Below are 13,074 nucleotides of genomic sequence, written 5' to 3'. Positions count from 1 at the left end.
GGGTGAGCATGACGACGACAGAGCCGCGCATCGCGTTCGCGACGGGGGGCGACGCCGGGGTTCATCATCCCCCTCGCGAGCACGATGAGATTCCGTACCGGCTCGCGGCCGCGGTGGAGGGTTTTCAGCGTTCCAGGGCCGCAGCCGTCGCTAGGCAGCTTCCCGCGCGGCGCGCGACGCTTGAGGAAATCGCGCGGGCACATTCCCCCGCGTACATCGAAATGCTGCTCGCGACGCGTACGTCGAGCGGTTGGCTCGACCCGGATACGTACTACACGCCGGGCTCGCTCGACGTAGCGCTCGCGGCGAGCGGGGCTGGGCTCGCGATCACGGACGCCTTGCTGGACGACGCCTGCGATCAGGCCGTGGGACTCTGGCGCCCTCCGGGGCACCACGCCTGCACTGATCAGGCGATGGGCTTTTGCATCCTGAATAACGTTGCCATCGCCGCGCATCACGCCCTCGCACGGGGAGCCAGCCGGGTACTGGTGGTCGATTGGGACGTTCACCACGGCAACGGCACGCAGCAGATCTTCGAGAGCGACCCACGTGTGCTCTTCATATCGATCCATCAAGGGCGCCCGCAGTATCCGGAGACAGGCCTCCCCAATGAAACGGGTGCCGGCGAGGGTCGCGGTTTCACCGTCAATATCCCTCTCTCGGTTGGCGCCGGAAGATCGGCATACCGCGAGGCGTTTCAACGTCTCGTGCTCCCCATTGCCGATCAGTACGCGCCGACCATCACCTTCGTGAGCGCTGGCTACGACGCGCACGAGCGCGATCCACTTGGGGGGATGTGTCTGCGATCGGAGGACTACGGGGAGTTGACGAGACTTCTGATCGGTGCGCTCGGAGGACCGCATGCGGCGCGTATCGGGTTCTTCTTGGAGGGAGGCTACAACCGTCAAGGAATCACCGAATCGGTCTGCAGCACAGCCGATGCGCTCCTCGGCGGGGCCACGGAAAGAGAAATACCTGAAGCCATTGGGTCCGCGCCAAGCGGCCATAGCGGACCAGGAGGAGCGAAATCCATGCTTAGCCCTCGCCACGCCTTCGAATTGGATGCGGCGGTCGAAGCACAGTCCCGCTACTGGCGGATTGGGTAACGGCAGGCGAGGTATCCAGAATTCGGAGTATGTATGGATGCCGAATCAGGGTTACCCTGCCGTCACGTACTTTTGGTGGGGGAAAGTTTGGCAAGGAATTCGATTTTCCGCACAAGCGGGCCGCGATGATGATGCTATCGCGGAAAGCCTTTTTCGATCAATTTTGTATTTAGGAAAACTGATGAGTATCGATAGCGAAGATGCGATTTTTCAAGTAGTCGTCAACGACGAAGAGCAATATTCGATCTGGCCGGATTACAAAGCCGTGCCGGGCGGCTGGCGCACGGTCGGCAAGTCGGGTGTGAAGAAGGACTGTTTGGCCTACATCGAAGAGGTGTGGACCGACATGCGACCGCTCAGCCTGCGCAAATTCATGGAAGATCAGGCCCAGTAGAGGAAAGGCGTGCGCTTGCTCTGTTTTCCCTATGCCGGGGCCAGTGCGATGGTTTACCAGCGCTGGCGGCGCCAGGCCCCGTACTGGCTGGACATCAAGCCGGTCGAATTGCCGGGGCGCGGCGCGCGTTTGCTTGAACCGTTGGCCGAGGATTGGGATGCTCTGATCGGAACCCTGGTCGGTGAGATCGCCGGCGATATCTGCCGGCCTTATGCCTTGTTCGGTCATAGTTTCGGCGCGCTGGTCGCTTTCGAAATCGCCCACGCCGTGCGCGAGCGCGGTTTGGCGATGCCCGGCGCGTTGATCGTTTCCGGCACCCACGCGCCGAGCCGGCGCGACAACCGGCGTTTCGAACGGCTTGAAAGCGACGACGAGTTGAAATCGGAAATGCGGCGTTTGAACGGTACCGACGCCGCGGTATTCGGCAGCGATGAATTGATGGCGTTGACGCTGCCGGTGTTGCGCGCCGATTTTCGCCTGTGCGGCCGCTATCGGCGCAACGAGCGTCCGCCGCTGGCACTGCCGGTGCATGTGCTGGCCGGAGTCGCCGACGAAACCACGCCGGCCACGCTGGAAGCATGGCGGCTTGAAACGACGGGCGACTTCACGCTGGATTATTTCGACGGCGACCACTTTTTCATCCAAAGCGTCGAGGAACCGGTATTGGCAACCCTATGCCGCTACCTGGCACGTGCGTAGGCCGCCGATCCAAACAAGACCATCCCAGCGGATTTTCCGGAGTTTGCCCTGGGGAAACCTTGATACTCGTCTCTCAACGTCTCTTCGTGGATCAAGGTTTTTCTTCAGGGCAAACCCCAGAAATTTCGGTTTTTAAACAGACAACGAACCTCAGCCCATGAATGCCGATAGCCGAATGTTGATGACTGAAAACCTGACCGCCGGCGGCGCTTTGCCGCTGTTGGTCAAGCCGGCCGCGCCCGGTGTCGCCCTGTCGGAAGTAGCCGCCGAATTACGCGCATTGACCGAACGTCATTTGTTGCGCTGCGGCGGCCTGTTGTTTCGCGGTTTTGCGGTGGCCGGTCCTGCCGAATTCAAAACCTTCGCCGCGGGTTTCGGCCATCCGCTGCTGAGTTACGAGTTCGGCTCGACGCCGCGCACCCGGGTGGAAGAGGGCGTTTACACCTCGACCGAATACCCGCCGCACCAGTCCATTCCGTTGCATAACGAACAGGCTTATACCCGCGAATGGCCGATGAAAATCTGGTTTTATAGCGCCTTGGTGGCCGAGCGCGGCGGCGAAACGCCGATCGCCGGCAGCCGGGAAATCTACCGCCGCATCGATCCGGCGATCCGCCGCCGCTTCGAAGCGCAGGGCCTGATGTACGTGCGCAACTTCGGCAACGGCCTGGACGTGCCGTGGGCGCAAGTATTCAACACGGAAGATCCGTCCGTCGTCGAACGCTATTGCCGCGCCCACGATATTGACTGCGAATGGAAGGAAGACGGCGAACTGCGTACTCGGCAAATCTGCCAGGCGACCGCGCGGCATCCGGTGACCGGCGACTGGGTCTGGTTCAATCAGGCGCATCTGTTTCACGTTTCCAATCTGGAGCCGGACGTGCGCGAAGCCTTGCTGGACGTGGTCGAGCCGGAGGATTTGCCGCGCAACGTCTACTACGGCGACGGCAGCCCGATCGAGGACGGCATTCTGAATGAAATTCGCGGCGTGCTCGACGAATTGACTATTAGTTTTCCGTGGCAAACCGGCGACATCATGATGTTGGACAACATGTTGGCCGCCCACGCCCGTTCGCCGTTCAGCGGTCCGCGCAAGGTTGTTGTGGCGATGGCCGAACCCTATTCGCAAACTCTTTCCGCATAAATATTCCGATGGCTTTCAATCCCGCTCATGCCAACCATTTTGTCGACTTGCTGCTGCAACGGGCCGAACGGCATCCGGAGCGGACGGCCCTGCACTGCATCGCCGATGCCGTGGACGGCGCCGGCAGTTACAGTTTTGCCGATCTGGACGGCCGGGCCCGCGCGATAGCGGCGCTTTTGCAGCAAACCGTTGCCCCCGGCGAGCGGGCCTTGATCGTGCTGCATACCGGCATCGACTATGTCAGCGCTTTTTTCGGCTGCCTGTATGCCGGAGTCATCGCGGTGCCGGCTTATCCGCCGGAATCGCAAGCGCCGCACCATCTCAAACGCGTGGCGTCGATACTCGCCGATGCGAAACCCGCGGCTATATTGACGGCCAGCCCGTTGCTGGCCGCGCTGAATCAATCGCTGGAGTCGATAGCCAGCGCCGAACGGCAATTGGTGATCACTGTCGATACGGTAGATGCCGGATTGGCGGCCGCCTGGCGCATGCCGAACATCGCCAAAGATGCGATCGCCTTTCTGCAATACACTTCCGGGTCCACCGCCCATCCCAAAGGCGTGATGGTCGGCCACGACAATCTGCTGGCCAACCAGCGCGCGATCAAACGCGCCTTTGCGATCGGTGACAGCGATGTATTCGTGAGCTGGCTGCCGCTGTTCCACGACATGGGCCTGGTCGGCAGCCTGATGCAGCCTTTATACAGCGGCATTCCGTTGGCGTTGATGTCGCCGCGCCATTTTCTGGAACGGCCGGTGCGCTGGCTGGAAGCAGTGTCGCGTTTCGGCGGCACCATCAGCGGCGGGCCGGATTTTGCATTCCGCCTGTGCAACGAACGCATCAGCGAGGCACAATTAGCCGGCCTCAACCTGGCTAGCTGGCGCCTGGCATTCTGCGGTGCCGAGCCGATTCGCTTCGATACCCTGACCACCTTTGCCGAAAAATTCGCCGTTGCCGGTTTGCCGGCCGGCGCTGTCTATCCTTGTTACGGCCTGGCCGAAGCATCGCTGCTGGTCAGCGGCGGCTTGCCCGGCGAAGGTGCGAAAGCCGTGACCTGCGCCGCCGATGCGTTGGCAGCACATCGCATGCAACTGGCCGACAGCGGCAGCGTGCTGGTCGATTGCGGGCTGGTGCAGGAAGAACATCGGCTGGTCATTGTCGATCCGCTCAGCGGTAAACCTTGCGCCGATGGTCAAATCGGCGAGATCCGTTTCAGCGGCCCCAGCGTTACTCACGGCTATTGGCAAAATCCCGAGGCCACTTCGGAAACCTTCGTCGTCGAAGACGGCAAAACCTGGCTGCGCACCGGCGATTTGGGTTTTCTCGACCGCGGCCGCTTGTTCGTGACCGGTCGCTGCAAGGACATGATTCTGATTCGCGGCCAAAATCTGTATCCGCAAGACATCGAACAGTCGTTGGAAGAACAGATCGAACTGTTGCGCAAGGGCAGAGTTGCGGCGTTCGCGGTCAACGTCGACGGTCGCGAAGGCATCGGCATTGCCGCCGAGATCGGCCGCGGCACACAAAAACTGGTGCCGGCGGAAAATCTGTTCGAAGCGATCAACGAAACCGTGGCGCTGAGCTGCCAGGAACCGGCAGCGCTGATTCTGCTGCTGAATCCGGGGGCATTGCCCAAAACCAGCAGCGGTAAACTGCAGCGTAGCGCCTGCCGCCAGGGTTGGCTGGACGGCACCTTGGATGCCTATGCGATACAGCAGGCCGGTCGTAGCGCATCGGCGGCCGTTGCCGTGGGCGACCTCGGTGAATTCGAACGGCAAATCGCCGCGATCTGGGGCGAAGCGTTGAACATTGACGCCGTGGCGCCGCAGAAAAGCTTTTTTGCGTTGGGCGGCCAATCGATTACCGTGATGCAAGTCATCGCCCGCCTGCGCGAACGGTTGGGTGTAATAATCGAACCGCGCTTGTTTTTCGAAAAACCGGGCTTACGCGAATTTGCCGCTGCTGTTCAGGCATTACTTTCCAATCAAGAACATACTGAGACGCCGATTGCCCGGATCGATCAAAGCGACGATCTATTGTTATCCTACGGCCAGGAAAGCCTGTGGTTTCTATCGCAACTAAACCCGGCGAGCACGGCCTACCACATCGCCGGCGGCGTGCGGCTGGTCGGCGACCTGGACCGCGAGGCGCTGACGCAGGCCTTTCATGCGCTGGCGCTGCGCCACGACGCGCTGCGCACGCTGTTTTACGCGGTCGACGGCCAGCCGCGGCAATGGATTCCGTCGTCGTGCGAAGTGGCCTTGGCCTTCCATGACTTGAGTGAGTTGGCGGCGCAGGCCGCGCCGGCGCAGGCCGGGCAACTGGCCGAGGCCGAGGCCCGCGTACCGTTCGATCTGGAACGCGGCCCCTTGTGGCGGGTACTGCTGGTGCGCTTGCCGGACCGGGACGGCCAATCGTGCCACGAACTGAACCTGACCCTGCACCACCTGATCGCCGACGGCTGGTCGCTGAACCGGCTGTTGGCCGAATTCGGCGAACTCTACGGCGCCCTCCAGGCCGGCCGCGAACCGCAACTGCCAGCCCTGCCGATCCGCCACGCCGACTTCGCCGCCTGGCAGCGCCACTGGCTGGCGGCCGGCGAAGCCGAGCGGCAACTCGCCTACTGGACCGACTGGCTGGGCGGCGAGCCCCCCGTCATCGAACTGCCGTACGACCGGCCGCGCCCGGCCGAACCCAGCCAGCGCGGCGGCCGCGTTCCCTTCGTGCTGCCGGAGGCGGTCAGTCAAGCCGTCTTAACCGGGGCGCACCGGCACGGCGTCACCCCGTTCCAGGTGCTGCTGGCCGCCTTCAACGTCCTGCTCTACCGCTACAGCGGCCAGACCGACCTCCGCATCGGCCTGCCGCTGGCCAACCGCCAGCGCCCGGAAACGCAAGCCCTGATCGGCTACTTCGTCAACACCGTGGTGCTGCGGACCGAAATCAGCGCGCCCACGCGCTTCGACCGCCTGCTGCAGCAGACCCAACAGACCCTGCTGCAAGCCCAGGCCCATCCCGACCTGCCGTTCGAACACCTGGTCGACGCCCTGCAGCCCGAGCGGCGGCTGGGACAAAACCCCCTGTTCCAGATCCTGATCAACCACCAGCCCACCGACGTCGGCCTGCTGCAGGCCCAGGGAACCTGGCAGATCGAAGCCCTGGACCGCGACCACGGCGCCGCCCAATTCGACTTGAGCCTGGATACCTGGCAAGACCGCCAGGGCCGCATCGGCGGTTTTTTCACCTACGCCGCCGATTTATTCGACGCCGGCACCATCGAACGGCTGGCCGGCCATTTCCAAAGCCTGCTGGCGCAACTGCTCGAACGGCCGCAGGCGCCAATTGCCAGCCACCGCTTGCTCAGCCAAGCCGAAACCGAACGATTCGCCGCCTGGAACACCTGGGAAAAGAGCTACGATGCCGGAATGCCGGTACAGGAACTGATCCGGCACAGAGCCGCAGCGCAACCGGAAGCGGTCGCGCTGATCGGCGGCGAAACCCGTTTGACGTATGCCGAACTGGAGATGCAAGCCAACCGGCTGGCGCACCGGCTGATCGGCCTGGGCGTGGAGCGGGAAAGCCGGGTGGCCTTGCTGCTGCCGCGCGGCGTGGAGACGATCGTGGCGATGCTGGCGGTGCTGAAAGCCGGCGGCGCCTACCTGCCGCTCGACCCCGAGCAACCCGAACAACGGCTGGCCGAACTGATCGCCGAGGCCGGCGTGAGCGTCATCCTCGCCGAGCGTTGCGATGCGCTTTCCGACGCGTCCAACGAGGGACTTCACTACCGTTCAGCCCATCCTACCTGGCTTCACCTCGCCAGTCTGGACTTGAGCGCCGAACCGGCCACGCCGCCCGCGGTGGCCATCCACCCCGAGCAACTGGCCTACCTGATCCTGACCTCCGGCTCCACCGGCCAGCCCAAAGGCGTGGCCGTGCCGCACGGAGCCCTGGCCCGGCATTGCCTGGCGATCGGCGAGCGTTATGCGATGCAGCCCGACGACATGGCACTGCATTTCGCCGCGTTTACCTTCGATGCGGCGATGGAACAATGGCTGGTGCCGTTGATCAACGGCTGCCGCTTGCTGGTGCGCGAGGAGATGTGGAGCGCCGACCAGGCCTACGATGCCTTGGTTCGCCACGGCGTGACCTGGTTCGAGATGCCGCCCGCCTATCTGATCGAAATCGCCCGCTGGGCCGAGCCGCGCGGTTTGCGCCTGCCGTTGCGCGCCTGTTCGGTGGGCGGCGAAGCCGTGCCCAAGGAAGGCCTGGCGCAGATCCGCGGTCTGGTCGGCGACGCGCCGATCCTGAACGGCTACGGCCCCACCGAAACCTTGATCACGCCGCTGGTATGGACCGCCTTGCCGGACAGCGTCTGCGACACCGCCTACGCACCGATCGGCACCGGCGTCGGCGAGCGCGCGCTTTATATATTGGACAAAGACCTGAATCCGCTGCCGCCGGGCGTGGTCGGCGAACTGTACATCGGCGGCCCGTGCCTGGCGCGCGGCTACCTCGGCCGTCCGGACCTGACTGCCGAACGTTTCCTGCCCGACCCGTTCTCAGCTGACGGCGGCCGCCTGTACCGCACCGGCGACCGGGTGCGCCTCCGGGCCGACGGCAACGTGGATTATTTCGGCCGTAACGACCATCAAATCAAATTGCGCGGTTTCAGAATCGAATTGGGCGAAATCGAAGCCCGGGCCCTGGCGCATCCGGGCGCCGCGGAAGCAGTCGCCGTCGCGGACGGCGAAGGCAGCGCCAAGCGGTTATTGCTGTACGCGGTAGGCGCAACCGATGCGGAAAGCCTGAAAAACCACCTGCGGCAGTGCCTGCCGGACTATATGGTGCCGGCGCACGTGCAAATATTGGAGCAACTGCCGCGCCTGACCAGCGGCAAGCTGAACCGCCATGCCTTGCCCAAGCCGGATTGCCTGGCCGGCAGCGCCTACCGTGCGCCGCAAACCCGGGCCGAACGCGATTTGGCGGCGATCTGGCAAGCGGTGCTCGGCGTCGAGCGGGTCGGCGCCGACGACAACTTTTTCGAATTGGGCGGCGACTCGATCATGGCGATCCGCCTGGTCAGCCGCGCCCGCCAGGCCGGCTGGTCGCTTACCCCCAAGGATTTGTTCCTGCACCAGACCGTGGCCAAACTGGCGGCCAATGTGCAAGCGATGCCGGCGCAAGCAATGATTGATCGGCCGATCGAAGTCGCCGGCGATGCGCCGTTGACGGCGATCCAGGCACAGTTTTTCGCGCAGGCCATGCGCAATCGCAGCCATTGGAACCTGTCGCTGCTGCTGCATCCGAATTTCGCACTCGACGCCGCCCGGTTGGCGGGCGCGGCTGGCCGTTTGATCGAGCACCACGACGGCTTGCGCCTGCGTTACCGTCCGGAGCAGGGCGCCTGGCGCCAGTTTTACGCCGATGCCGGCGCGGCGCCGGCGTTCGAACAACTGAACGCCGATAACAGCGCCGCCGTAACGGCGCTGGCGAATCGGATTCAACGCAGCCTGGATTTGCAGCACGGCCCGTTGTTCAAGGCCGTGCTGATAAATGTCGCCGACGGTAGCCAGCGCCTGTTGCTGGCCGCGCACCATTTGCTGGTCGACGGCGTGTCCTGGCGCATTTTGCTGGAAGACCTGCAAGCGTTGTACGACGGTGCCGAAGCGTTGCCGGGCAAAACCGCATCGCTGCAACAGTGGGGCCAATGTTTACGCGATTACGCCGCCAGCGAGGGTTTGAAACGGCAACTGCCGTATTGGCAAGGCGTATTGCAAGACGCCGCCGAACCGCCGCGCGACTTCGCGCAATCCAGCGGCCGGTTCGGCGACGCCCGCACCTTGACGCTGGAAATCGACGCCGAACGGACGCATCGCCTGTTGACGCAAGCGCCTTCCGCCTACCGCACCCAAATCAACGATTTATTGCTGGCCGCGCTGGCGCGGGCGCTGACCGTTTGGAGCGGCGACGACGTGGCCGTGGACCTGGAAAGCCACGGCCGCGAGCACGGCTTCGACGGCATCGATCTGAGCCGCAGCGTCGGCTGGTTTACCAGCGTCTACCCGGTCAGGCTGGCCGCCGCCGCGGACATCGGCGCGACGATCAAGGTCGTCAAGCAAAGCCTGCGCGAAGTGCCGGACGCCGGCTTGGGTTTCGGCGTGTTGCAGTATCTGGCCGGCGACGGCAAGCGCGCGGCGCTGAATGCCTTGCCGCAGGCGCGGATAGGCTTCAACTATTTCGGCCGGCTCGACGCCGAGGCCGGCAATTTTGCGCTGGCTCCGGAAACGGCCGGCGACGATCACGATCCCGACGCGCCGCTGCCGTACTGGCTGGAAATCAACGCCCAGGTGGCGGGCGGCGTGCTGCAATTGCGCTGGCGTTACAGTGCAAGTCAATACCGCGACGAAACCGTGCGGGCGCTGCTGGACCGTTACCGCGATGAACTGCTGAACATCGTCGCGCATTGCCTGAGCGGAGCCGCTGGCGCCACGCCGTCGGATTTCCCGCTGGCCGGCTTGACCCAAGCGCAACTCGACGCCTTGCCGCTCCCCATCGCCGAGGTCGAAGATATCTATCCGCTGTCGCCGATGCAGCAGGGCATGCTGTTTCACGATCTGCTGGCGCCGGAAACCGGGGTTTACGTCAACCAGATGAGCCTGGACATCGACGGTCTGAACAGCGAGCGTTTCGCCGCCGCCTGGCGCCGGGCCATCGATCGGCATTCGCTGTTGCGCAGTGCGTTTTTGTGGCGCGGCGAATCCGAACAGCCGCTGCAAGCGGTTTACAAACAGGCGCCGTTGCGGCTGGAGATGATCGATTGGCGCGGCCGGGAGATCGACGAGGCGGATTTGCGCAGCTTGCGCGATCAGGACCGGGCGCGCGGCTTCGAGCACGCCCGGGCACCGTTGATGCGGATGAGTCTGGTCAGGCTGTCGGAACGGCGTTGGCATTGGATTTGGACCAGTCACCACATGCTGCTCGACGGCTGGAGCACTTCGCAGCTCTTGGGCGAGGTGCTGGACGATTATGTCGGCAATGCGCGCACAGCGGGTGCGGCCTCGTACCGCGATTACATCGCCTGGCTGAGCCGCCGCGATCCCGTCGCTGGCGAGACCTTCTGGCGCGGGCGCTTGTCCAGGCTGGACGAACCGACCTTGCTGGCCAATGCGTTGGCCAGGCCAACGGCCGGCCAAGGCCACGGCAGCCGCGTCGACCGGCTGGATGCGGCGGCGACGGCGCGCTTGCAGGCGTTTGCCCAGCAACAGCGCGTCACGCTGAATACGGTGCTGCAAGCAGCCTGGGCCATGTTGCTCGGCCGTTATTGCGGGCGCGATACGGTGGCGATGGGCGCGACGGTCTCCGGCCGACCGGCCGATTTGCACGGCGTGGAAAACATCGTCGGTTTGTTCATCAACACCTTGCCGTTGATCGCGCCTATCAAACCCGAGCAAGCCGTCGGCGACTGGCTGCGCGATTTGCAGCAGGAAAACCTGGCGTTGCGCGACTACGAGCATACACCGCTCTACGACGTGCAGCGCTGGGCCGGGCAGGCCGGTGCGGCGCTGTTCGACAGCTTGCTGGTGTTCGAAAATTTTCCGGTCGACGCGGCGTTGAAAAACAGCGATAGCGGTTTGCGCTTCGGCCTGCCGCGCCATGTCGATACCACGCATTATCCGTTGACCTTGAATATCAGCATCGGCGAGTCGTTGGGGCTTGCCTACGGTTATTGGCTGGACCGTTTCGACGGCGAGGCCGTGGCCGGCATCGCCCGGCATTTTCAGCGGTTGCTGTTCGCGCTGGCCGATGACGCCGGGCGCCGTTTGGGCGAATTGCTGTTGCCGACGGCGCAAGAACTGACTCATCAGTCGTGCTGGAGTGCGACGGCGACCGTGTATCCGCCCGGTTTCGTGCATACGCTGATCGGCCGCACGGCCTTGGCGCAGCCCGAGGCGCCGGCCCTGCTGTGCGGCGAGGCGGTGCTGAGCTATGCCGAACTGGAACATCGGTCCAACCGGTTGGCCTGGTATCTGATCGAGACCGGTGTCGGCCCGGACGTGCCGGTCGGCATCGCGATGGAACGCTCGTTCGAACTGGTAGTGGGCCTGTTGGCCATCGTCAAGGCCGGCGGCGCCTACGTGCCGCTGGACCCGGACTATCCGGCCGAGCGGTTGGCCTACATGATCGACGATTCCGGCATCGGCCTGCTGTTGAGCCATGGCGCCGTGCTCGACAAGTTCACCGCCCTTGCGCCCTGCGCGGTCTGCAACCTGGACACGCTGGACCTGTCCGGCTTGCCGGCGCGCGCGCCCGAAGTCGCCCTGCATCCGGCCCATCCGGCCTACCTCATCTATACCTCCGGCTCGACCGGCCGCCCCAAAGGGGCCAGCAATACCCACGAAGCCTTGGCCAACCGCCTGCACTGGATGCAGCAGGCCTACGCAATCGGCCCGGCCGACACCGTGCTGCAGAAAACCCCGTTCAGCTTCGACGTGTCGGTCTGGGAATTCTTCTGGCCGTTAATGACCGGCGCCCGGCTGGCGATCGCCCCACCGGGTGCCCACCGCGACCCCGTGGCCCTGGCCGAGACGCTGCAGCGCCAGCAAGTCAGCACCGTGCACTTCGTGCCCTCCATGCTGGCCGAATTCGTCAACCAGCCCGCGCTGCCGGCCTTCCCGGCCCTGCAGCGGATCGTCTGCAGCGGCGAAGCCTTGCCGGCCGACCTGCAACAGCGCGTGTTCGACCGCCTGCCCGGCGTCGAGCTCGATAACCTGTACGGCCCGACCGAAGCAGCCATCGACGTGACCCACTGGACCTGCCGGCCCGACGACAGCCCGAGCGTGCCGATCGGCGAGCCGATCGCCAACATCCAGATTCATATCCTGGATAAGGACCTGAACCCGCAACCGGCAGGTGTGGCCGGCGAACTGTACCTCGGCGGCATCGGCCTGGCGCGCGGCTACCACCGCCGGCCCGGCCTGACCGCCGAGCGCTTCCTGCCCGACCCGTTCGGCCGGGGCGGCCGGCTGTACCGCACTGGCGACTTGGCCCGGCGCCGGGCCGACGGCGTCATCGACTACCTGGGCCGGATCGACCACCAGATCAAACTGCGCGGCCTGCGCATCGAACTGGGCGAAATCGAAACCGCGCTGCTGAGCCAGCCCGGCATTCGGGAAGCCGCCGTGCTGCTGAAAGACGCCGCCGGCGGCCCGCGCTTGGTCGCCTACCTGGCCGCGAGCGAACACGCCGAAAACGACGCCGATTTGCAACAGGCCCTGCACCGCCAGTTGCCCGACTACATGGTGCCGTCGGCGTTGATCCGGCTGGACGGCCTGCCGAAGACCGCCAACGGCAAACTGGACCGTAAAGCCCTGCCGGAACCGTATTGGCAAGGCCGAGCCTTCCGCGCCCCGCAGACCGCGACGGAGCAAACGTTAGCTGCGCTCTGGCAGGAGTTGCTCGGGGTCGGGCCGGTCGGGCTGGACGATAATTTCTTCGAGCTCGGCGGCCATTCGCTGCTGGCAATGAAGCTGGCCGGCCGCATCGCGCGGCATTTCCAGGTCGAGCTTGGCGTACGCCGCGTGTTCGAGGCTGCCACATTGGCCGCCCTGGCGGCCGAAATCGACGTTTTGTCGCCGGATTCGCCAGCCCTGGATTTGCAGAGCGAGCTGGCGGATGCGCTGGCGGAGTTGCAGGGGATGTCGGCGGAAGATCTGCAGGCGTTATTGGAAAAATAG

At 64.4% G+C, this 13,074-nt stretch carries 5 protein-coding genes; all 5 read left to right on the top strand.

Annotated elements, in window-relative coordinates; genetic code table 11:
- Positions 1 to 8: 8 nt before the first annotated feature.
- The 5 genes from METAL_RS11210 (at position 9) to METAL_RS11190 (ending at position 13,074) form a co-directional block, all read left to right on the top strand.
- Positions 9 to 1,106 carry a histone deacetylase family protein gene (locus METAL_RS11210; RefSeq protein ID WP_005372402.1) on the top strand — a complete coding sequence of 366 codons (1,098 nt, stop codon included), beginning with the start codon at positions 9 to 11 and terminating at the stop codon, positions 1,104 to 1,106.
- Between the two features lie 181 nt (positions 1,107 to 1,287).
- Positions 1,288 to 1,500 carry an MbtH family protein gene (locus METAL_RS11205; protein ID WP_005372399.1) on the top strand — a complete coding sequence of 71 codons (213 nt, stop codon included), beginning with the start codon at positions 1,288 to 1,290 and terminating at the stop codon, positions 1,498 to 1,500.
- Positions 1,501 to 1,509: 9 nt separating this feature from the next.
- Entirely contained in the window at positions 1,510 to 2,199 is a 690-nt protein-coding gene (locus tag METAL_RS11200) for a thioesterase II family protein (RefSeq protein ID WP_005372397.1), read from the top strand.
- 175 nt (positions 2,200 to 2,374) lie between these two features.
- Positions 2,375 to 3,343, top strand: coding sequence for a TauD/TfdA family dioxygenase (locus METAL_RS11195; RefSeq protein WP_245549349.1), 969 nt, complete (start codon positions 2,375 to 2,377; stop codon positions 3,341 to 3,343).
- Between the two features lie 8 nt (positions 3,344 to 3,351).
- Positions 3,352 to 13,074, top strand: coding sequence for a non-ribosomal peptide synthetase (locus METAL_RS11190; RefSeq protein ID WP_005372394.1), 9,723 nt, complete (start codon positions 3,352 to 3,354; stop codon positions 13,072 to 13,074).

Origin of the sequence: Methylomicrobium album BG8 (assembly GCF_000214275.2) — a bacterium.
GTDB classification, from domain to species: Bacteria; Pseudomonadota; Gammaproteobacteria; order Methylococcales; family Methylomonadaceae; genus Methylomicrobium; species Methylomicrobium agile.
The sequence above is the reverse complement of the archived record's forward strand: the minus strand, read 5'-3'. Positions and strand labels throughout refer to the sequence as shown.